The organism is Streptomyces fodineus (assembly GCF_001735805.1).
Classification (GTDB): Bacteria; Actinomycetota; Actinomycetes; order Streptomycetales; family Streptomycetaceae; genus Streptomyces; species Streptomyces fodineus.
Genome location: NZ_CP017248.1, coordinates 1,943,758 through 1,963,953, shown reverse-complemented (window position 1 = coordinate 1,963,953; position 20,196 = coordinate 1,943,758). Strand labels below are relative to the sequence as shown.

At 68.3% G+C, this 20,196-nt stretch carries 19 protein-coding genes and 3 pseudogenes; 14 read left to right on the top strand and 8 right to left on the bottom strand.

Features of this window, described 5'->3' with window-relative positions; translation table 11 throughout:
• Positions 1 to 49: 49 nt before the first annotated feature.
• Positions 50 to 454 (bottom strand): hypothetical protein, encoded by a 405-nt coding sequence (locus BFF78_RS46760; protein WP_165289338.1) that lies wholly within the window; start codon positions 452 to 454, stop codon positions 50 to 52.
• Between BFF78_RS46760 and BFF78_RS44630 the strand changes: the two genes are divergently transcribed.
• A protein-coding gene (locus BFF78_RS44630; RefSeq protein WP_107440905.1) for an IS5 family transposase occupies positions 441 to 1,237 on the top strand; the annotation gives its coding sequence in 2 pieces (ribosomal slippage) (positions 441 to 776 and positions 779 to 1,237; 795 coding nt in all). The two genes, BFF78_RS46760 and BFF78_RS44630, sit on opposite strands and share 14 nt — an antisense overlap.
• Here BFF78_RS44630 and BFF78_RS07880 read toward each other — a convergent pair.
• Positions 1,216 to 1,395, bottom strand: a complete 180-nt coding sequence (locus BFF78_RS07880; protein ID WP_069777627.1) for a hypothetical protein — start codon at positions 1,393 to 1,395, stop codon at positions 1,216 to 1,218. The two genes, BFF78_RS44630 and BFF78_RS07880, sit on opposite strands and share 22 nt — an antisense overlap.
• Before the next feature lie 435 nt (positions 1,396 to 1,830).
• On the opposite strand from BFF78_RS07880, the gene BFF78_RS07875 reads away from it, so the two are divergent.
• The 3 genes and pseudogenes from BFF78_RS07875 to BFF78_RS42860 form a co-directional block, all read left to right on the top strand.
• Complete coding sequence (locus BFF78_RS07875) at positions 1,831 to 2,349, top strand: transposase (protein WP_227025754.1); 519 nt, start codon at positions 1,831 to 1,833, stop codon at positions 2,347 to 2,349.
• A gap of 252 nt (positions 2,350 to 2,601) precedes the next feature.
• Complete coding sequence (locus BFF78_RS07870) at positions 2,602 to 4,722, top strand: ATP-binding cassette domain-containing protein (RefSeq protein ID WP_159032961.1); 2,121 nt, start codon at positions 2,602 to 2,604, stop codon at positions 4,720 to 4,722.
• Positions 4,723 to 5,086: 364 nt separating this feature from the next.
• Positions 5,087 to 5,901: pseudogene (locus BFF78_RS42860) on the top strand (alkaline phosphatase family protein); the annotation flags it as partial.
• Positions 5,902 to 6,108: 207 nt separating this feature from the next.
• Here BFF78_RS42860 and BFF78_RS07860 read toward each other — a convergent pair.
• Both BFF78_RS07860 and BFF78_RS07855 read right to left on the bottom strand, forming a co-directional pair.
• The gene (locus BFF78_RS07860) at positions 6,109 to 6,483 is read right to left on the bottom strand and encodes a hypothetical protein (protein ID WP_069777624.1); all 375 of its coding nucleotides are present in this window, start codon (positions 6,481 to 6,483) and stop codon (positions 6,109 to 6,111) included.
• Positions 6,484 to 6,979: 496 nt separating this feature from the next.
• The gene (locus tag BFF78_RS07855; protein ID WP_069777623.1) at positions 6,980 to 7,414 is read right to left on the bottom strand and encodes a MarR family winged helix-turn-helix transcriptional regulator; all 435 of its coding nucleotides are present in this window, start codon (positions 7,412 to 7,414) and stop codon (positions 6,980 to 6,982) included.
• Positions 7,415 to 7,623: 209 nt separating this feature from the next.
• On the opposite strand from BFF78_RS07855, the gene BFF78_RS07850 reads away from it, so the two are divergent.
• The 7 genes from BFF78_RS07850 (at position 7,624) to BFF78_RS07820 (ending at position 14,757) form a co-directional block, all read left to right on the top strand.
• On the top strand, positions 7,624 to 8,772 hold the full coding sequence (locus BFF78_RS07850) for a PP2C family protein-serine/threonine phosphatase (RefSeq protein WP_079161195.1): 1,149 nt from the start codon (positions 7,624 to 7,626) through the stop codon (positions 8,770 to 8,772).
• 142 nt (positions 8,773 to 8,914) lie between these two features.
• Positions 8,915 to 9,799, top strand: coding sequence for an STAS domain-containing protein (locus tag BFF78_RS07845; protein WP_069777621.1), 885 nt, complete (start codon positions 8,915 to 8,917; stop codon positions 9,797 to 9,799).
• A complete protein-coding gene (locus BFF78_RS07840) occupies positions 9,796 to 10,209 on the top strand; it encodes an STAS domain-containing protein (protein WP_069777620.1) in 414 nt (137 codons plus the stop codon). The genes BFF78_RS07845 and BFF78_RS07840 overlap by 4 nt, the downstream gene beginning before the upstream one ends.
• Positions 10,209 to 10,652 (top strand): anti-sigma regulatory factor, encoded by a 444-nt coding sequence (locus BFF78_RS07835; protein ID WP_069777619.1) that lies wholly within the window; start codon positions 10,209 to 10,211, stop codon positions 10,650 to 10,652. Before BFF78_RS07840 ends, BFF78_RS07835 begins: the two co-directional genes overlap by 1 nt.
• Complete coding sequence (locus BFF78_RS07830) at positions 10,652 to 11,710, top strand: SpoIIE family protein phosphatase (protein ID WP_069777618.1); 1,059 nt, start codon at positions 10,652 to 10,654, stop codon at positions 11,708 to 11,710. Before BFF78_RS07835 ends, BFF78_RS07830 begins: the two co-directional genes overlap by 1 nt.
• Positions 11,697 to 13,421 carry a PP2C family protein-serine/threonine phosphatase gene (locus BFF78_RS07825; protein ID WP_069777617.1) on the top strand — a complete coding sequence of 575 codons (1,725 nt, stop codon included), beginning with the start codon at positions 11,697 to 11,699 and terminating at the stop codon, positions 13,419 to 13,421. Before BFF78_RS07830 ends, BFF78_RS07825 begins: the two co-directional genes overlap by 14 nt.
• A 106-nt stretch (positions 13,422 to 13,527) precedes the next feature.
• Positions 13,528 to 14,757, top strand: a complete 1,230-nt coding sequence (locus BFF78_RS07820; protein WP_069777616.1) for a PP2C family protein-serine/threonine phosphatase — start codon at positions 13,528 to 13,530, stop codon at positions 14,755 to 14,757.
• A 10-nt stretch (positions 14,758 to 14,767) separates the two neighbouring features.
• On the opposite strand, the gene BFF78_RS07815 is transcribed toward BFF78_RS07820, so the two are convergent.
• Positions 14,768 to 15,277 carry a MarR family winged helix-turn-helix transcriptional regulator gene (locus tag BFF78_RS07815; RefSeq protein WP_069783451.1) on the bottom strand — a complete coding sequence of 170 codons (510 nt, stop codon included), beginning with the start codon at positions 15,275 to 15,277 and terminating at the stop codon, positions 14,768 to 14,770.
• Positions 15,278 to 15,534: 257 nt separating this feature from the next.
• Here BFF78_RS07815 and BFF78_RS48015 point away from each other — a divergent pair.
• Both BFF78_RS48015 and BFF78_RS07810 read left to right on the top strand, forming a co-directional pair.
• Positions 15,535 to 15,730 (top strand): annotated as a pseudogene (locus BFF78_RS48015) (thiamine pyrophosphate-dependent enzyme); the annotation flags it as partial.
• A gap of 296 nt (positions 15,731 to 16,026) precedes the next feature.
• On the top strand, positions 16,027 to 16,593 hold the full coding sequence (locus tag BFF78_RS07810) for a dihydrofolate reductase family protein (protein WP_069777615.1): 567 nt from the start codon (positions 16,027 to 16,029) through the stop codon (positions 16,591 to 16,593).
• A gap of 123 nt (positions 16,594 to 16,716) precedes the next feature.
• Here the strand turns inward: BFF78_RS07810 and BFF78_RS07805 are convergent, their stop codons facing one another.
• Complete coding sequence (locus tag BFF78_RS07805) at positions 16,717 to 17,355, bottom strand: UbiA family prenyltransferase (protein WP_079161194.1); 639 nt, start codon at positions 17,353 to 17,355, stop codon at positions 16,717 to 16,719.
• Between the two features lie 26 nt (positions 17,356 to 17,381).
• Here BFF78_RS07805 and BFF78_RS42845 point away from each other — a divergent pair.
• Positions 17,382 to 18,083: pseudogene (locus BFF78_RS42845) on the top strand (IS256 family transposase); the annotation flags it as partial.
• Here BFF78_RS42845 and BFF78_RS07790 read toward each other — a convergent pair.
• Both BFF78_RS07790 and BFF78_RS07785 read right to left on the bottom strand, forming a co-directional pair.
• Positions 18,013 to 18,822: an IS701 family transposase gene (locus BFF78_RS07790; RefSeq protein ID WP_472573253.1), complete on the bottom strand. Its 810-nt coding sequence runs from the start codon at positions 18,820 to 18,822 to the stop codon at positions 18,013 to 18,015. The pseudogene BFF78_RS42845 and the gene BFF78_RS07790 overlap by 71 nt on opposite strands.
• Before the next feature lie 97 nt (positions 18,823 to 18,919).
• Positions 18,920 to 20,053 (bottom strand): nitric oxide synthase oxygenase, encoded by a 1,134-nt coding sequence (locus BFF78_RS07785; RefSeq protein ID WP_079161193.1) that lies wholly within the window; start codon positions 20,051 to 20,053, stop codon positions 18,920 to 18,922.
• Positions 20,054 to 20,196: the final 143 nt, after the last annotated feature.

Genomic DNA, 20,196 nt, shown 5'->3' with positions numbered 1-20,196 from the left:
GGTCGATGGGTCCGCCGAGCTTCACGAGCACAGGGCCCACTTGCTGGCCCTACTTCTCGATGACGAAGTAGATGGCCCGGTGCTCATCCACCTTCTCCAGCAGGCCACTGTCCGCCAGTCGTCGGTACACCTCTCGGATGTACTTCTCGGAGGGGTGGTAACCGGCGTCTCGCAGGGTCTGCATTCCGCGGCTCGGGTCCCAGGTTCCGCCGAGCGCGCGAACGGACTTCTCCAGGGACTCTCGCTGAGTGTTCTCAGCCTTCTGCACCTTGGCCATGTGGTTGCGGATGCTTTCAGGGGCGCCCTTGTAGTCGCAGTGGTCGCACTTTTTCCAGGCGCCCGCTTCGACGGCTGCGTCGGTGACTGGGTTGTCGGGGCCATAGCCCTGGCTCTTAGACGTCGTCTCATTTGGATCGCTGGGTAATCTGCACCGTGTGGTGATGGTCGAGCGCATGGTGCCGGACGAGTTGTGGGAGCTGTTCCAGCGGGTGGTACCGCCTGCTCCATCGCGGCCGCAGGGTGGTGGTCGGCGCCGGTATGGGGATCGTGAGGTGCTGGCCGCGATCATCTTCGTGGCCACGACAGGCTGTACCTGGCGGCAGTTGCCGCCGGTCTTCGGCCCGTCGGGGCCGACTGCGCACCGGCGCTTCACCGAGTGGACCGCCGCCCGGGTCTGGGCGAAGCTGCACCGCCTCATCCTCGACGAGCTGGGCTCGCGCGGAGAGCTTGACTGGTCGCGCTGCGCCATCGACTCGGTGAACATGCGGGCCCTGAAAGGGGGGACCTGACAGGTCCGAATCCTGTGGACCGGGGCAAGAAAGGCTCGAAGATCCACTTGATCACCGAGCGGACCGGTTTACCCCTCTCCATCGGGATTTCCGGCGCGAACCTGCACGACAGCCAGGCACTCGAGCCACTCGTGTGCGGCATCCCGCCGATCCGATCCCGCCGCGGCCCGCGCCGACGACGGCCCGCCAAGCTGCACGCGGACAAGGGCTACGACTACGACCACCTGCGCCGATGGCTACGCCAGCGAGGCATCCGGCACCGCATCGCCCGCAAGGGCATCGAGTCCTCCACCCGGCTGGGCCGGCATCGCTGGACGATCGAGCGCACGATGTCCTGGCTGGGCGGCTGCCGCCGTTTGCACCGACGCTACGAACGCAAGGCCGAGCACTTCCTGGCCTTCACCGCCATTGCCTGCAACCTCATCTGCTACCGCCGACTCACCAAATGAGACGACGTCTTAAGGAGTTCGGCGACGGAGCTGTTGTGGTGGACGGCGAGGTAGGCGGCTTCGGCGATCTTGTCATGACCGGCGGCGAAGGTGCGTCCGTAGCCGACGGCGGTCTGGCAGCCGCAGTAGCAGCGGTTGGTGGTCGCGGTGTCTGTCATGCCGTCAGGTTAGGGCACCCCGGAGGCCCCTAGTAAGGCTTGGAAACCCTTGGATTTCTAGGATGATAGAAGATGGGTGGCGCTCCGTGCCCCACGCTGGGCGCTACATGTCCGTTCATCTGGGGTGAAAATGGGCGTCAGGCATGTGAGGCAAGTGCACTGTTCAGGGACGTGCCTGACAGATATCCGAGGAGTGTCAGGCATGTTGGCCATGCCTGTCAGGCGCCGGCTTCGGGTCGGCCGAACCGAGTCGAGCGGGCGTTTCGCGCCGGGCTGCCGAGCGGGATGAGCGGGCCGTTGCCGCGTGGTGGACGAGTGGTCACGGGTAAGAGGACAGCGAAGTTCCTGGGCGCTTGAATCGTCTTCGAGGATGAAGCCGGGCAGGACCTGAAACCAGGCAAGGGCCGCACGTGGTCGAGACGCTGACGGACTCCTGTGGTCAAGGTGACGGGCAAGGGCTCGGGCCGGGTCCTGATGGCCGGCATGATCTGCGTCAGGCCGGGCCGCGAAACCAGGATGATCTACCGGACGCAGACACACCAGGGCCGTACGGGCGAGAAGAAGGGCTTCCGGGCCCGCGAGTTCGCCGAACTGATCACCGCTGCACGTCGTCAGCTCGACGGCGCCCCGCTGATCCTGGTGTGGGACAACGCCAGCACCCACCACGCCAAGCCCCTGCGGGAGTTCTGCGACCGCAACAGCGACTGGCTCATCATCGTCAAGCTCCCGCCCTACGCGCCAGACCTCAACCCTGTCGAAGGCGTATGGGCCCACCCGAAGAAGTCCCTGGCCAACCTCGCACCCCACAAGGTCGAAGACCTCACTCCGCTGGTGAAGAACCGCTTACGCGGCATCCAACGCCGACCCGAGGTCCTCAACGGCTTCATAGCCGAGACGGGACTGACACTGGAGCCCCGTAACCCAGTCACCCCGACCGTTCAACCTCAGCGGTAACTTCTCCGGCCGCCTAGTTCCCGGCATGGTACGGACTGGGCACCTGAACGAACGGGCTCATGTCCAGTTAGTGGAATATTGCCTGATTTATGAAAGGTAAGGCAAACCGTGAACTTGCCGCGATAGATGAAGGGTTACTCTGTCGGGCACAGGAAGGTCCCGGGGGGCGGTCACGCATCCCGGTGGCGCGGTTTGACCTACGCGCGTCATGCACGCCTCAAAATGCCGCTGAACAGGACTGGCGCTCAGGGAATGACAGATAAGACGTTGCCGAACGCCGAGCAAGTCCTCAGAATAGGCCGCGCACCCGACAACGACCTCGTCGTGCCGGACCCCATGGTTTCCCAGTACCATGCGGTACTGGGAAAGACGGTCGAGGGTGAGCCTGAAATAAGGGACCTCAACAGCTCGAACGGCACGTATGTCAATGGTCATCAGGTTGTCCGGCACGTGCTCGGCTCGAGTGACATTGTTGCGATCGGTCATTCCAGGTTCCATCTGGCAGACGGTCGGCTGGTGCGCGCCGACGGGGGCACAGGTTCTTTCATCGCCAGGGACCTGACAGTCCGGGTGCGCCAGCGCAGCGAGACGAAGACCCTGCTCAACCAGGTCAGCCTCGACCTTCCCGAGAAGGCCCTTGTCGGCATCGTAGGTCCGTCGGGTTGCGGTAAGTCCACTCTGCTGCGGGCACTGACGGGCTATCAGCCCGCCGACGAGGGCGAGGTGCTCTACGACGGCCTCAACCTCTATACGCACTTCGCGGAACTCCGCCAGCGCGTGGCCCTCGTCCCACAGGACGATGTCCTTCATCCGCAGCTCACCGTGCGCAAAGCGCTGAGCTACGGAGCCAAACTGCGTTTCCCGCGCGACAGCGATGCCGCCACCCGTGAAGAGCGCGTCAAGGAGGTGCTGGAGGAACTGGGCCTCTCGCACCGTATGGATACCCGGATCACCGCGCTCTCCGGCGGTCAACGCAAACGTGTCTCAGTCGCCATGGAACTGCTGACCAAACCCGCCCTGCTGTTGCTGGACGAACCGACCTCCGGCCTCGACCCTGGTCTGGACCGGCAGGTCATGCAGATGCTGCGGGGTCTCGCGGACGGTGGTCGCCGCGTTGCCGTGGTCACGCACAGCATCGCCAACCTCCATCTGTGTGACCGCCTGTTGGTCCTGGCCCCAGGGGGCCGTACCGCGTATTTCGGCCCGTCGCAGTACGCGTTGGAGTTCTTCGGGTACGACGACTGGGCGGACGTCTTCCACGCCTTCGACCTTCATCCCGACCGGGACTGGACGGCCCGCTACCACAAATCGATTCACTACCGCACGTACACCACGGTCATGGAGGAGGTGGCGGCCCAGCGTACCGACCCACCCGCCGATGGAACGCAGCCCGAGAAGCCCGGCGCGGAGGGTTTGAAGAAACACAGGAAGCAGAGGAAACGGCCGAAGGCGGGCGGCGGGCTGCGGGAATTCGCCGGTGCAGAATCGGTTCGTCCGCCGAGCTGGCGCTCCCAGTTCACCACCCTGATGCGTCGCAACTTGTCGGTCATCGCAGCAGACCGAGGCCATGCGGGTCTGCTACTCGCGCTGCCGCTGATCATGGGGGTGCTCAGCGTGACAGTGCCCGCCCAGTACGGCTTCATGGCCGCCACACAGACCTGCGCGAAGCTGGCGTCCTGCGCTCCGAACTACAACGTCGACGCCCAACCCGTACTGCTGGTGCTGGCAGTGGGTGCCTGTCTGACCGGTACCGCGAACTCAGTGCGAGAGTTGGTCCAGGAACGCGTCGTCTACCAGCGGGAACGCGCCATAGGGCTGGCCCGGTCCGCCTACGTCCTGTCAAAGGTGATGGTCCTGGGGCTGATCACCGCAGTACAGGGATTCGTGGTGGTCGCGATCGGACTGGCCGGCCGTCGGCTGCCGCCGGTGGGACTGGTGACCACACCGTCCGAGATCGAGTTGGTACTGGCGGTAGTGCTGCTCTCCACGACCTCGATGATGCTCGGCCTGATCATCTCCGCCCTGGTGCGCACTGCCGAGAAGACGATGCCCCTGCTGGTGCTCGCCACAGTCGTCCAGGTGATGTTCAGCGGTGCAGTCTTCCCGCTCTTCAATCAGGTGGGTCTGAATCAGCTCTCCTGGCTCGTCCCCTCCCGCTGGGCGGTCGCCGCGCAGGCGGCCACCATCAACCTGAGCCGGATCGGCCCACCCGCGGACGACAAGCACCCCCACTCCGCCGACCCGCTCTGGGTCCACACCGCCCACCAGTGGTGGCTGGATGCAGGGGTGCTGGAAGGCTTGGGGCTGGTTGGCATCATCGTGGTACTGGTGCTCCTCCGGCGCCACGAGCCGCTGGTCATGCGCCGCGGCTGACGCCAATACCTTCGAAGGGCGGGTTCGGTGCCGGAACGCCGTGTGCTTCCGCCGGACCTTCGTCGAGCAGATACCGGGCCTCACCAGTTCGTCGGCAATGTGTTCGGGGGGCGCGCCGGCCAGCTCCAAAACCGAGGGGGCGCGGGCTGGGTGGCCCGAGGCCCACCCAGCCGCTCCGGCGGCCACGCATTCCGGCCCTCCGCGCGCGGTTCCGACGCGCGACCCCGGAAGGCGCAGGCGCCCCCGCCTGCTGAATTCGGCTGGACGCACATGGATGACGGCCGCTGCGGCACGCCCTCTTGTGCGCGGGAAACGAAGTGGTGTGTGCTGACGCGCGTTCCCGATCTTCCGTGGAGGGGTGACCATGGCTGGACTGTCCCGTCGCAGGCTCCTCGGCTCCGCGCTGGGCGTCGGTGGGCTCGCCGCCGCGTCCTTGCTCCCGCCCAACCTGCAACGCGCCATGGCCGACACGGCCCACCGGGCGGTATCGCCCCACGACATCGAGCATGTCGTGATCCTCATGCAGGAGAATCGATCGGTCGATCACTATTTCGGCACCATGCGCGGGGTACGGGGTTTCGACGACCCGGACGCGGCCATCCTGCCGACCGGCAGACCGGTGTTCTACCAACCGGACCCGGAGAACCCGGACGGCTACCTGCGCCGTTCCACCTCGACACCAGGACCACCAGCTCGCAGGCCATCCCGTCCACCAGACACGCCTGGTCGGTGCAGCAGGAGGCCTGGAACAACGGCCGGATGGACAACTGGGTGTCGGCGCACCGCAAGGCGGACGGTGAGGCCAACGGCCCGTTCACCATGGGCTACTACGAGCGCGCCGACATCCCCATCCGATTCCAATTCGCGCTCGCCGAGTCCTCCAGCCTTTGCGACGCCTACCACTGCTCGCTGCTCGGCCCCACCTGGCCCAACCGGCTCTACCACTGGACCGGCACCATCGACCCGAACGGCCTTGCCGGCGGGCTGGTCATCAGCAACGTCATCCCCGAGCCGTTCCGCTGGACCACCTACCCCGAGCGGCTCACCGAGGCGGGCGTGTCCTGGCACGTCTACCAGGAGGAGGACGACTACGGCTGCAACGCACTGGAGTTCTTCCAGCAGTACCAGGACGCCGAACCCGGCGACCCGCTCGCGGCGACCGGCGAGTTCGGTGACGACCCAGAAGGTCCCGCCGGGTCCCAGGACCTTCCGGACACGGTCGAGGAAGGCCGGCTTGTCGTCCATCCACAGGTCCCCGAACCAATCACCGATCCGGGGCCCATCTCCTGTCTGGGCATACGTCGCCGGGACCGGCTCGCCGGAGTGATCCACGAGTACCGGCACGCCGCCTGACCTGGTCGGACGAAATATTCGGCAGCCGCAAGGTCAAGCGGTGGACGTCAGGCGGGGGAAGAAGACGCGAACGGGCAGCAGCAGCCCGGCGAGCGACAGAACGATGAACACCACCTGGTGGACATGGTCCTTGCCCGGCGGCAGCCCTCCCGCCAAGTGGGCGATCCAGAAGGCCGGGTAGTACCACTGCGCATACCACGCCCACCGTTCCCCGCAGCGGAACGGTAAGAGGGTGATCAGCACACCGAACAGGCCCATACCGGTCGCGGCCACACCGTCGGCCCGCATGAGTTGCTCGTCGCCGGCCCCCGGTGCGACCGCGGCGACGACACCGAAGACGAGAATGCCGACACCGACGATGAGAAGGCAGATCCACGCTGCCTTCATACGCGCGCTGTTGTGCTGCATGTGCAATTCGTACCCGCTTCCGATGAAGGGGACGCAGCGCGTCTGCCGTGACCGAGGGTGCCGAGGCCGGACGAGGCGACGGGGCGGAGTACTGCAGGCTTCCGGGTACGGAGGCCCAGCCGCTTGCCGCCGTGCGCTCAAAGAGGTCTGCGGCGGTGCGCGGACTGCCGGCGGATGGGTGTGCATCGTCCACAAAGGGGGACGAGCATCGATCTCAACAGGCACTGTCGTCCGCTTACCCGCCAGAGCTGCGATCAGACGCGTTCCACTTCGAGGTGAGGCCCACAGTCGACCGAAGGCCGCCTGGGGGTATCCGAAGCCATGAAGGCCCTCAAGACGTTCATTGCCATTTGACAACTATGACCCTAGAGCAACAAAGTAGCCGTGTCGTACAGCATGGGGAAGGACGTGGAATGTTCCGGTGGGCGGAGACCGCTCCGCGCGCTGGCCACCGACGCCCCGTCGTGTCGGGAACTCTGGTCGCGCGACGTGGCGTTCAGGCCGTGCGGTCGCCGGGCTGCGCCCCTTTGTCGTGTATCTGGAACGCCGCCGCGTCGCAGAACGCCTCCAACCCCTCTAGCAGCGCCGCTCGTTTGCCGCTGGGCATCAGCCTCAGCACCGCCTGCAGCTCCTCCTCCCTGCGTGCGCGCAGCTCGTCGAGGAAGGCGCGGCCCCGGATGCTGAGGTGCAGCCGGACCTCGCGCCGGTCGGCCTTGCCGATCACGCGCTCGACGAACCCGGCTGCGACCAGCCGGTCGCAGAGCCGGCTGGTCGCGGGAGGCGCGGAAGAGAGTGCGTCACACAGCGTGCGCAGGTTGATACCGTCCTGGTGCTCCAGGGTCAACAACACCCGCATCTGCGACGCCGACGCCGGCGCGGTGGAGGCCCGGCCCCACAGGACTTCCAGCAACTCCCCAGCCGTCGCGGTCACTCGGGCGACCTCGACGGGTTCTGGGCGGGGGCGGAAGGCGGCCACTGTCACACTCTCGCAGGCACTGGGACGGTCGCCAGCGTACTAGGCGCCCGCAGCGGCAACAGATGGTTTGGACGGCTTGGCGCGGCTATCGAGCGGCCTCGTCGCGAGCGAGGCCCGTAAGTGTCCGCCGAAGGATTGGTGTGTTTACCACCGTGAACAGATATGTGACCGCTGAGCGGGCCTTGCGCGCAGCGGCACCCCACGAGTTGCTCGACGCCGTACGGCGCGTGCTGGTCGAGCAGTACGGGGCGGAGTCCGCCGACCTGTTGCTGGCCGACTACGGCCTGACGGTGCTTCAGCCCGTGTCGGTGCTACCGCACACCGCGGAGCCGGTGTCCGCGCACAACAGTGTGGCGGGCCGTGCTTTCGGTGCCCAAGAACCAGTCGTCGAACCCGCCTGCGACGGCCGCGTGCGGGTGCACCTTCCGGTCAGCGTGCGCGGGGACCGGCTGGGCGTGCTGTCCGTGACCCTGCCACACAAGAGCGGCGTCCGGGAACTGCTGGGTGAGCTCTCCGACATCGCGGAGGTACTCGGCCACGAGGTGGTCGTCGCGGAGCGTGACACGGACCTCTACCTGCACGCACGGCGCAAGGACCGGCTCACGTTGGCCGCCGAGATGCAGTGGCAGCTGCTGCCAGGGCGCTCCTGCTCCCGCCCCGAATACGACCTGGCCGCGCAGTTGGAGCCGGCTTACGCGATCTTCGGTGACAACTTCGACTGGTCCGCCACGGCCGACCACCTGATGCTGTACGTCACCAACGGCATGGGTGAGGGGATAGAAGCCTCCCTGCTGACGAACCTGGCCATCAACGCCCTGCGCAACGCCCGGCGCGCCGGGCTCGCCATCGACGACCAGGCCGCCCTGGCCGACCAGGCGGTGTACGCCCACTACCGGGGTCGCTGCTACCTGTCGGTGCTGATGTTCGACTTCGACCTCGCGACGGGCCGCGCCAAAGTCGTGGACGCCGGCTCGCCGCAGATGCTGCGGCTGCGAGGCGGCACGGTGGAACACGTCACCTTCGAGGCGCAGCTTCCGTTGGGCATGTTCGAGGAGACCGACTATGTGGCTCAGGAGTTCCGGGTCGAGCCCGGCGACCGGCTCGTCTTCGTCAGCGACGGGGTGTACGCGGTGGCCGACCCCAAGGGTGAGGTGTACGGCGATGTCGCGCTCGTCCGGGCGATCCAGGCGACCCGGCTGCTGCCGGCCGCCGAGGTCCCGCGCGCCATCCTGCGGGAGCTGACCGGGCACCGCGGTCGTTCGGTTCCTGACGACGACGCGCTCGTCGTCTGCCTCGACTGGCACGGAATCTGACCGAAGCCCGGATCGGCGGCCGCCCGCCTTGCTGTGTGGCGATCCCGTGTTGTTTGCACCGGACCGACGACGCTAACGTTTGCCATGAGGCAATAATCGCGTCTCAGGTGCGGTCGATCGACGGCCCTGTACAGAGGAGACGATGAAGGTGTCGGAGCAAGAGGCGGTCGAGTCGACGGCGCGCCGGCTGGGATCTTTCCTGAAGCGCCGCCGGGAGCAGATCGCTCAGCGTTGGGCCGATGCACCGCTCTTCCGGACTGTGTTCACCGTATCGCGCGAAGAAGCGGTCGAGGCGTGCAAGGCCGTCGTGGACGCGCTGTCCGACGTCGCCTCGTCCGGACGCCTGGAGGACATCACCTCGTCCGGCTTCGACAGCGTACGCGACCAGCTGGGACGCATGTCCGGTACACGGACCCGGGCGGGGGCGAGCCCGGCCCAGATCGCGGACGAGGTGGCTGCCTTGCGGGCGCCGGTCGTCGACTTGCTGCGGGCTGAGTTCTCCGATCCCTCCACTCCTGAGGCGGTCGAGGGCCTGCTGGCGTTGGCGGCCCTCATGGGAACCCTGCGGCTGGTGGTGATGCAGGCGGCGCTGAGTTCGGGCGAGGAACTGATCGCACGGCAGCGGCAGCAGCTGCTCGAAGCGGCCACGCCGGTCATCAGCCTGTGGGAGGGCGTTGTCGCCGTACCCCTGATCGGCACGCTGGACAGCGCCCGCAGCCAGGTCGTCATGGAGTCCCTGCTGCAGTGCATCGTGGACCAGCGTGCCCGCTACGCCATCCTGGACATCACCGGTGTGCCCACGGTCGACTCGCTTGTCGCGCAGCACCTGATGAAGACGGTGGCCGCGGCGCGGCTGATGGGCGCCGAGTGCATCGTCTCCGGCATCCGCCCGGCCATCGCCCAGACCATTGTGCAACTCGGCATCGATCTCAGTTCCGTCCTCACCCGCGCCTCGCTCGCCGACGCCCTGGCCTACGCCCTCAGTCGGCTGGGTATCGAAGTGTCTCCCCGTGCGAGCATGCGGTGACCGCTCCTTACCCGGTCCACGCGACCGGGGTCCCGGTCTTGGCGCTGGGGGAGACCCTGCTGGTCAGCCTTCAGGGGGAGCTGCATGACGGCATGGCCGAGCAACTCCAGCAGGACATCAGCCACCGAATCGCCGACAGCGGGGCGAACGGTGTGATCATCGACATCTCCGGTGTGGAGGTCGTCGACTCCTTTCTGGGACGGATCCTTGCCGAGATCGCGGCGAGCGCCAGTTTGCTGGCGGCCCGCACGGTCGTCGCCGGCATGCGGCCGGCTGTGGCGATCACGCTGGTCGAGCTCGGCCTCACCCTGCCCGGACTGACCACCGCGCTTGACGTCGACCGCGCGCTTGAACTCCTCACCCGGAGGTCCACGCCGAGCGCCTCGGACGGTCGCGAGAAGGGGACGTGATGCCGGCCTCCGACCCCGCCGTCGAAACGAGCCTGCCGATCCGCTCGGACGCGGACCTCGCGTGGGTCCGCCAGCAGGTACGCCAGAGCGCAGCCAACCTCGGCTTCGGACTGGTGCAGCAGACGAAGCTGGTCACCGCCGCCAGCGAACTGGCCCGCAACACCCTGGTCCACGGCGGCGGCGGGCACGTGGAAGTCACGCCACTGACTCGGGGTCTGACTCGGGGGCTGCGGTTGTCCTTCGTCGACAGCGGTCCCGGCATCCGCGACGTCGAGCTGGCCATGACCGACGGATACAGCAGTGGCAGCGGTCTGGGACTCGGTCTCAGCGGTGCCAAACGCCTCGTCGACGAGTTCGAGATCGACACCGAACCCGGCCGGGGCACGACCGTCACCGTCATCGCCTGGACCACAGGCGTACCCGCGGCCCGGTCGGAGGTGTGATGGCGCGCGTCTGGGACATCCCGGTGTACGACTCCACCCGCGTACGGGACGTCCGGGTGGCGGTCGAGGCGGCCAGTGCCCATGTCCGTCTCGACCCGCACCGCACCGCGGTCGCCGCCCTGGTCGCCACCGAGCTGGCCACCAACCTGGTCAAGCACGCCGGCGGCGGTCGGGTCGTGATCGACATCGTCGACCGGCCCGGCGCCACGCGCGCCCCCGGGGTGCAGGTGACAGCCATCGACTACGGTCCAGGCATCCACGACATCACCGTGGCCCTCCGCGACGGGTACACCACCAGCGAGGCGTCGCTCGGCGCCGGCCTGGGCACCTGCGTGCGCATATCCAACGATTTCGACCTGTATAGCACCCCTCGCGGGACCGTTGCGGTCGCCCGCGTCGACCAGGGGCCCGCACCGTGTCGGGACCAGAGGGGGCAGGGCCCGAGGGCGGGAGGGATCAACGTCCCCCTCGGCCGGAACGAGCACTCGGGAGACGCCTGGAGCTGCGCCCGGTCGGGCAGCCGCGTGACCCTGATGCTCGCCGACGGCCTCGGCCACGGCACCCAGGCGGCGCAGGCGTCCAGCGCCGCCGTCGATGAGCTGCACCGCTCGGCACACCTGCCACCTGAGGAGATGCTGCGCCTCATGCACCCGACCCTGCGGCCCACCCGCGGCGCGGCAGTCGCCGTCGCGCAAGTCGACACCGACTCCGGGGAGCTGACGTTCGCCGGCGTCGGTAACATCGGCGCCCGCTGGCACGCCGGCGACTCATGGGAGCATCTGATCTCCCACCCTGGCATCGTCGGCGCCCAGTACCCGGCGACCGTGCCCGCACGTCGCCTGCCCTGGCGGCCGGGCGGCCTGCTCGTCCTGCACAGCGACGGTCTGCCGAGTCGATGGGCACCGCCCGACGATCCCGACCTCCTCACCCGTGACCCGGCGGTGGTCGCGGCGACCATCCTGCGTGATGCCAGCAGCGCCGCCAGCCCCGTGCGCGACGACACCAGCGTGGCCGTCCTGGCCTCCGACCCCGTGGACCGACGCCATGATCCCGCCTGACGTCCGGAAGATCACCACAGTCGGCGAGGTCGCCCGAGCCCGAACATTCGTGGCGCACCTCGCAACCTCCCTGGGAGCGCCCGAGGTCGAACGAGCACGCTTCCTCACCGCACTCACCGCACAGTTGCGGCGGTCTCTCGGCCAAGGCGGCGCCCAGCTCACCATCACCGTCCAGCAAACAGGCCCGGACAGGTCCGTGCGCGTACGGACTGTCGTACAGCCGGCCACGCGGGCCCCGGGGCAGGCCTCGCCGTGGCACCGCGCCCTCTCCTGCCCCGGCCCCATGACACAGGACTCGCATCTCCCGGCGCACCCGGACGACACCGCGCCGGCCGAAGCCCTGCTGGCGGCGGACGAGGAGACGGCGGCGGTTCTGCAGAGGCTGGACGAGTCGGAGAACTTGGTCAGGCTCCACCGTGAGGAACTGCACCAGACCAACCAAGGCGTGCTGGCCCTGCACGCCGAACTGGACGCCGCCGCGCTGACCCAACAGAAACTGCTCGACGCGGAACGGGCCGCGCGCGGCGAGACGGAGAAGGCACGACGCCTGCTGACCTTCCTCGCCAACGCCAGCGCGGTCGTCACCGCGTCACTCGATCACGAGGACATCGTGCGCCGTCTGCCCGACCTGCTCATTCCGGAGTACGCCAGCCATGTCGACGTCTGGCTCTTCGACGAAGACGAGAAGACAGCCGGAAACGACCTCCACTCCGCCGCCGCGGTGGCCGCCGCCCGCACCGACCGCCCGCAGCACGCCGGACCGCACCCTGGCGACCTGCCCGGCATCGACGACCGCCCGCCCTCCGCCCTGTCGCCGGACCGGCCTCTGCTGTGCATCCCCCTCACCGTGCGGCGATCCCTGGGCGTACTGACACTCACGGCCCCCGGGGACCACTTCGACGCCGACACCAGCGTCATGCTGCTCGAACTGGCCCGCCGTATCGCCATCGCCCTGGACAACGCCCTGCGCTACGAACACCACCGGGACACCGCCGAGGAACTGCAGCGAGCCCAGCTCACCGACCTACCCGCTGCCGACGGCCTGCACCTGGCCGCCCGGTACCTGCCCGCCACCCGCGGCCTCAACATCGGCGGCGACTGGTACGACGCCTTCTTCCAGCCCGACGGCAGCCTGCTGGCCGTCATAGGAGACGTCACCGGACACGGACTGCGCGCCGCCGTCATCATGGGCCAGCTGCGCACGGCACTGCGCGCGTACGCGATCGAGGAGACCAGCCCCGCCCAGATCCTCACACGGCTGCACCGCATGCTCTGCCACCAGCAGCCCAACCTCTACGCCACCGCCATGATCGCGCGCTTCAGGCCCGACGACCTCCAGGTGACGTGGGCCGCCGCCGGCCACCCGCCGGCCGTGGTCCGTGCTCCCGGCGGCGCCGTGCGTGTCCTGGACGACAAGCCCGGGGTCATGCTGGGCGTGCCGATTCCCTTCGAGTACGAGGATCACACGACCGAGATCGAACCGGGTTCGACACTAGTGCTCTACACCGACGGCCTGGTCGAGCGGCGTGCCCAAGGGATCGACACCGGAATCGAGTTGCTCGCCCAGACCCTGGCAGGACTGCACGAACCCGATCTGAAAGACCTGGACGCGAGCGCCGAGTCCGTCCTCAAACCTCTTGTCCACGAGTCCGAACGCGACGACGACGTCTGCCTTCTGCTGTGCCGCACCGCTCCGTTCCCGAGGTCCTGAGGGCGACACGGACAGGCCTGCAGCCGATGCCGGTTCCGGGCCGCAGCGGTCCTTCGTTCCGCCGCGCTCGGTCCTCGGGCCTTCACCGCGATAGCGTGGAGGTCCAATGGGGGAGAGGGTGGGCGCCGTGAATGCCTCTGAACCGTTCCCGTCCGTGGAAAGCCGACTCCGGGCCGTTCCGCCCCATGCGCTGGTCGCCACGGCCGAGGCGCTGCTGGCCGAACTCTTCGGCGCCCAGGAGGTCACCCTTCTCCTAGGCGACTACAGCCTCACCGTCCTGCAACCGGTCACCGACCTGCCGCACACCGGCGACCCGGTCTCTGCCCACGACGGCCCTGCAGGCACCGCCTTCACCATCCAGAAGCCGGTCGTGCAGGCCACCGCCGACCCGGCCATCGAGCTGATCCACCTGCCCCTCACCGTCCGCGGCGACCGGCTCGGCATCCTCTCCGTGCGCCTGCCCACCACCTCGGCGGACCCGGCCACCGTGCTCAGCCTCGGCGAGTTCGCCACGGCCCTCGGTCACGAGGTCGCCACCGCGAGCCGGGACACCGACCTCTATCTGCAGGCCCGCCGTACCCGTCGCCTCACCCTCGCCGCCGAGATGCAGTGGCAGCTCCTGCCCGGGCGCGGCTGCGCCCGCCGGGAGTACGTCATCGGCGCCCATCTGGAGCCCGCCTACGCCACCGGCGGCGACAACTTCGACTGGTCCACCAGCGCCGACCACCTCACCCTCACCGTGACCGACGGCATGGGCCAGGGCATCGACGCCTCCCTGCTCACCCATCTCGCCGTCAGCGCCCTGCGCAACGCCCGCCGCGCCGGCATCGGCCTCGCAGACCAGGCCGCCCTGGCGGACCAGGCCGTCTACGCCCAGTACGGCGGCAAGGCGTACGCCTCGACACTCCTGCTCCGCTTCGACCTGGGCACCGGGACTGTGCGTGCGGTCGACGCCGGCTCCCCTCGGCTGTACCGCCTCCGCGAAAACGGGATCGATCTGGTCGAGCTGGAAGCGCAGCTTCCCCTGGGGATGTTCGAAGAGACTCCCTACGAGGAACAGACCTTTCACGTGGAGCCCGGCGACCGCCTGGTCGCCCTGAGCACCGGCGTGCACGGCACCCGCTCGGCGACCGGAGACCTCTTCGGGGAACACGGGCTGCGCCAGATCCTGAGCGCGACCCGCCAGGCATCGCCGCACGAGACCGCGCGCGCGGTCGTCGCCGGGCTGATCGAGCACTTCGGCAGCAAGGACCTCACCTCGGACGCCGCGGTCGTCTGCCTCGACTGGACCGGCAGGGCCGTCGACACGGCACGGCTCACTCCCGAGCCCCACTGACCCAGCCCCTTCACCGCTCGCCAGGCGGCTCTCCCGGAGCAGGCGTCCCCCCGCTGTGAGCGGCGAGGAAGGCCTTCATCCCGCGGCTCAGTGCCGACCGCTCCGCCGGTTTCATGGCCGCCAACGCGACCCTCAGTGCCTGGGCCCGGCGCGATGCCACATCATCCAGTACGCGGCGTCCCTGTGGGGTGAGGCCCAGCCGGACCTCGCGGCGTTTTTGCGGGTGGAGAGTGCGTTCCAGCATTCCCGCCGCCTCCAGCCGGTCACACAGCCTGCTGGCCGTGGGCAGCCCAATGTCCAGCCGCTCGGCGAGAGTGGTGAGGTTCAGTCCAGGTGCCGCCTCCAGCGTCCGCAGCGCCCGCAGCTGGTGCAGGGACAGGCGCAAGGTCGCCTCCTGAGCGGCCAGCGACCACAGGTTCGTGAGACTCTCCACAGCGTCGGCGATCTCCAGCGCGACGGCGTCCGGGCCATCGCCCGGCCTCTCCACACGGTCGTCGCCTGGGCCGTCGAGACGGGTCACGAACACATCGCTTTCACTGGGTTTCGCACGCTGCAGAGACAATCCTCATTCAATCGCTGTACCCGACGGCAAGGGGCGCAAGCCGCTCCTGGGTCGGCCGGACGTCGCCCGGACAGCGCCGACGCCGGGCCGGAAACCGGGGCCGACCGAAGGGAGCCGCCTGGGCGTCGCTCCATGGTAGGAGTTGCCGGTGGCCTTACGGGCCGAGCTGCAGAACCAAGGGCAGACCGGGCCGGGCACGGGCGCGTTGCGAGTGGTGGCTCTCGCGCTTCGTCGAGATGCGCGGCGAGCGACGTCTCATCGGCTCCTACAACCTGGGCTCGATGGCCAACGCCGTGCCACCTCATGACCCTGAAGGCGTACCGCCTTCCCGTCACGCTCGTCTTCTTCGACAACCGCCGGCCGGGCATGGTGAAACTCGAACAGGAGCAGGCCGCTCTGCCCGTTTGCGGAGGGCTCGGAGAAGTTCGTTGGCGCGGGGACGGCGCTGCCAGGGCAGGGAGCGGCTGTGGCCGACGTCGAAGTACTCGGCGACGATCTGGCCTCCGGCGGGTTCGCTCAGGGCTCGAGCGCTAGTGAGCTGCCAGTTTCTGGAGGCCTCCGGGTCTTGGAGATCCTCGGTGGAGCAGCGACCGGCGAAGGCGAAACCCCGAGCACGAGGGCTACCGGCGAGCCCAGATCGCGCACCGATGAGTTTCCCGCGCCGCGCTGGTCTATACGTCGGACACCGACGAACGGAAGGCTGGGTCATGCGGAAACTGATCTACGGCATGAACCTGACCCTGGACGGCTACATCGCCGCGTCCGGCGACGACATCGGCTGGAGCGGACCGCCGAGCGACGAGCTGTTCCAGTGGTGGCTCGACCACGAGCAGGCGAGTGGCCTGTTGCTGTATGGGCGCAAGCTGTGGGAGACGATGAGCTCCTACTGGCCGACCGGCGACCAGCAGCCCGATGCCACCCCGGCGGAGATCGAGTTCGCGCGGAACTGGCGGGACACGCCGAAGGTGGTGTTCTCCTCGACGATCGACAAGGTCGACTGGAACACCCGCCTGGTCACCGGCGACGCGATCGCCGAGATCACCCGGCTCAAGGCCGAGGACGGCGGCCCAATGAACATCGGCGGTGCAACGCTCGCCGGGGCGGCCATGCGCGCCGGGCTGATCGACGAGTACGCGATCGCCGCCTATCCGGTCCTGGTGGGCAGCGGCACGCCGTTCTTCACCGCGCTGGACAGCTGGGTGAACCTGAACCTGGTGGAGACGCGGACGTTTCCCGGCGGCGTGGTCCTGACCAGGTACGAGACGAGGCGCTGAGTAGCAGCACCCGCGCGCCGGGCGATATCGCAGGCAGGTCATCACGGCACATGCACGGCGTGCTCTTGCCAGACGGTACGGATGCTCCAGACGCGGCATCCACTCGTGCGAACCGCAGTGTGGTCACAGGAGGGTGATGGAGGTGGCGAGGAGCAGGGTGTACATCAGCTCCGTCAGGCGATAGGTCCGTCGGTCCTGTGCCGGGGTGCGCAGGAGAAGGGCCCTGGTGGCCACCACGAAGCTCAGGGCGGTCAGTGTGGTGCCGACGGTGACGGGCCACCAGTTGAGACCGGCCGGGACGATGAGCACAACGTTCAGAACGAGGGGGAGAGCAGTGAAGACGAGGCAGAGGTAGGCGCGGGTGGCCGTGTCACCGAGGGCGATGGGCAGGGTACGACGGCCGCGTAGGCGGTCGCCTGCGACGTCGGGCAGGTCCTGCACACCGATGACGAGAATCACGGCGACGGCGAGACTACAGATCCACCGCCAGGCGGCGGGGGTGAGGGGCGCCGCGATCTGCCAGGCGGCGGTGAGCTGAGCCACGACTTCGACGCCGACAATGAGGTTCTTGCCCAGCCAATGGCGGTCCACCCCGCAGAAGTTGTTGATCGTGCACAGCAATTGCCACAGTAGGGCCCAGACCAGCACGCCGAGCACCAGTGCCAGCAAGGGGTAGGCGATGCTGACAGCGACGAGCCGGAGCCGGGCGCCGTTGGGGGTGCAGTGGCCGGTGACGAAGGGGGACTGTAAATCGTTCGGTATAACTCCCGATCATGGAAGATGCATCGATGACCAGTGAGAACGTGGCCGAGCACGAGGTTGTTGCGCCGGCAGCGGATGTGTCGGCGAAGGCCGTGGACGACCAGCTGATCGACGAGTTGGTGAGCCGGGCTCAAGCCGAGGGCCTGCAGTTGACCGGCGAGGGCGGGCTGCTCCAGCAGCTAACCAAACGGCTGCTGGAGTCCGCCCTGGAGGGCGAGATCAACGATCACCTCGGTTATGTCTAGCACGATCCGGCGGGCAAAGATGGCGGCAACTCCCGCAACGGCAAGGGCTCCAAGACCGTGCTGACCGACGTGGGACCGGTGGAGATAGCCGTGCCCCGCGACCGCGGCTCCTTCGAGCCGAAGATTGTCAAAAAGCGGCAGAAGCGCCTGACCGGCGTCGACGAGATGGTGATCTCGCTGGCCGCCAAGGGACTGACCACCGGTGAGGTCCAGGCCCACCTCGCGGAGGTCTATGGCGCCGAGGTCTCTCGGCAGACCATCTCCACGATCACGGACAAGATCCTGGAGGGCATGGCCGAGTGGCAGAACCGGCCACTCGACGTCGTCTATCCGGTGGTCTTCATCGACGCCATCCACGTGAAGATCCGGGACGGCGCCGTCGCCAACCGGCCGATCTATGTGGCTATGGCCGTCACCACCGAGGGCCGGCGCGAGATTCTCGGGCTGTGGACAGGCGACGGCGGGCCGGATCCTCGGTGGCTTGATCAACGAGTATCGATATACAGCGTGACGTGCGGCGACGACTTTTCGAGCGGCACACGATCAGATCGCCGCGGATGCCGACCACGTACGCGTGTCCCCGCTCGGCCAGGGCGGCACGGAAATCCGCGTTCTGGCCGTAGCCCGCATCGGCCACCACCACTGGCGGCACCAGTCCCCATCCGGCCAGTTCATCCAAGGCGTCCAGTGCGAGGCGCCACTTCTCCCGATGTCCGAGGTCTTCCGGCACGCCGGTCTGCCGGCGCCGGACGGTGTCCTCGGCCCATTCCCGCGGCAGGAACAGCCGCCAGTTCAACGGGCACGACGCCGTCTCGGAGACCGCGTGGACACTGACCGCGACCTGGCAGTTGGCCTGTTTGCCCAGCGCACCGCAGTACTGGGGAGCAACCCCGACCGACATCCTGCCGTCCTTGGGGAACGACACGTCATCGACCGCCCAGGCGCCCGGGCCGACCTGCGGCACCAGCCGCTCGGCGATCCGCCGGCGCACCGGCACCGGATCCCACGTGGACTGGTTCACGAACTGCTGCAGGTTCTGCTCATTGCCGTCCGGCAGCCGCGAGGCCATGGCCTGGATGGACTTGCGGCGACCGTCCATCATCAGTCCCTGCAGATAGCAGTCGCCCTTGGCCCGCTGGTCCTTGCGCGGCACCGAGGCGAACACGTCCGCCACGAATAACGCCAACGTCGCCTGAACACGGTTCACTTCATGTGCGTCCACACACTCACCGTGCCCCTGAACAGGGTCGACACACAGACCTAACCTAACGGCGTCCTACTAGGGCATCAAGGGCAATCTGCCTACTTCAAGCGCCCTCTCAGGCTGCGCCGTAGGGGCACCCCTGCGGTACCTCTGCGGTCCGGTGCACGAAGGCCGGCCGTAGCTCGGGATCCTCGGGGTCGTAGTAGCGGTGGAACACCGCGGTCGCCCCTCCGGACAGGGGCGGGACGATCCAGCTCCAGTCGGTCGGCACCGGGCGCCCGTGCCGCCTCTCGCGGTCCACGTGCGCGAGGAACCGCCGCGACTCCGTGTGGTGGTCGGCCATGCTCACCCCCGCCTGCTCGTAAGAATGCAGGACCGCCAGGTTGAGCTCGACCAGGGCGCGGTCGCGCCACAGAGTGCGCTCGTTGCGGGTGTCGAGGCCGAACAGCTCGGCGACGGCGGGCAGCAGATTGTAGCGGTCGGTGTCGGCGAGGTTGCGCGAGCCGATCTCGGTGCCCATGTACCAGCCGTTGAAGGGCGCGGCCGGGTACGTGACCCCGCCGATCTCCAGCGACATGTCGCTGACGGCCGGCACCGCGTACCAGCGCAGACCGAGGGTGGCGAACCCGGGATGGCGCGGATGCGTCAACGGCACCTCCAGCACGGCGTCCTCGGGCACCTCGTAGAACTCCGGAGTCAGGCCGGAGCCGGGCTGCACCAGCAACGGCAGTATCTCGAAGGGTGTTTCACCCCCCTTCCAGCCCAAGTCCCGGGCCAGCGCCACCCGGTGGGTGCTGCGCGGGTCGTCCGAGTAGCGCACCAACTGCTCGCCCAGCAGCGTGGCGGCGGGACGGCCGGGGCGATCGGGGGCGAAGACGCTGATGACCGGTCGGATACGGCCTCCATTGGTCGCGATCCGCAGATGCTCGAAGCACTCACTGGCGATGTCGTCGGGATGCGTGACGTGCCGCAGGTCCCGCACGATCAGATTGTTCCAGTAGAGCCGGCCTATGCAGCGCGCCGCGTTGCGCCAGGCCACCCGCGCGCCGTACGCCACCTCCGCCGCAGTGTGTTCGTACGTGCCGAAGCGCTCCACCTCCGCGGTGACCTCCGCGAGCCGCCGACGCGGGTCGCCGTCGCCCGGGTTCTCGGCGGCGTACTGCCGGATGAACACCTCGGCGGCCGCCAGGACGGCCTCGTGCGCCGATGGGCGGCGCGGAGTCGGGCCGGACGAAGGGGGGAGTTGCATCGGATTCTCTCCTGCTCGGGGTCTGGTGCTCACACGAGCCCGGCGCGCCGGCGGTGGTACGGCGGCCGCTCGGCCGGGAGCGGACGGGGCGATGCCGAGTCCGGCAGGCGGGCGCGGCAAGCGAGTGGCCGCACAGCCGGGGC

Bases quoted from the DNA above. Each gene is read 5' to 3' on its own strand.
- BFF78_RS46760 (WP_165289338.1), bottom strand. From the start codon at position 454: ATGCGCTCGACCATCACCACACGGTGCAGATTACCCAGCGATCCAAAT.
- BFF78_RS07830 (WP_069777618.1), top strand. From the start codon at position 10,652: ATGGCGCGCGTCTGGGACATCCCGGTGTACGACTCCACCCGCGTACGG.
- BFF78_RS07810 (WP_069777615.1), top strand. From the start codon at position 16,027: ATGCGGAAACTGATCTACGGCATGAACCTGACCCTGGACGGCTACATC.
- BFF78_RS07785 (WP_079161193.1), bottom strand. From the start codon at position 20,053: ATGCAACTCCCCCCTTCGTCCGGCCCGACTCCGCGCCGCCCATCGGCG.
- BFF78_RS07845 (WP_069777621.1), top strand. From the start codon at position 8,915: ATGAAGGTGTCGGAGCAAGAGGCGGTCGAGTCGACGGCGCGCCGGCTG.
- BFF78_RS07820 (WP_069777616.1), top strand. From the start codon at position 13,528: ATGGGGGAGAGGGTGGGCGCCGTGAATGCCTCTGAACCGTTCCCGTCC.
- BFF78_RS07825 (WP_069777617.1), top strand. From the start codon at position 11,697: ATGATCCCGCCTGACGTCCGGAAGATCACCACAGTCGGCGAGGTCGCC.
- BFF78_RS07880 (WP_069777627.1), bottom strand. From the start codon at position 1,395: ATGACAGACACCGCGACCACCAACCGCTGCTACTGCGGCTGCCAGACC.
- BFF78_RS07860 (WP_069777624.1), bottom strand. From the start codon at position 6,483: ATGCAGCACAACAGCGCGCGTATGAAGGCAGCGTGGATCTGCCTTCTC.
- BFF78_RS07870 (WP_159032961.1), top strand. From the start codon at position 2,602: ATGACAGATAAGACGTTGCCGAACGCCGAGCAAGTCCTCAGAATAGGC.
- BFF78_RS07835 (WP_069777619.1), top strand. From the start codon at position 10,209: ATGCCGGCCTCCGACCCCGCCGTCGAAACGAGCCTGCCGATCCGCTCG.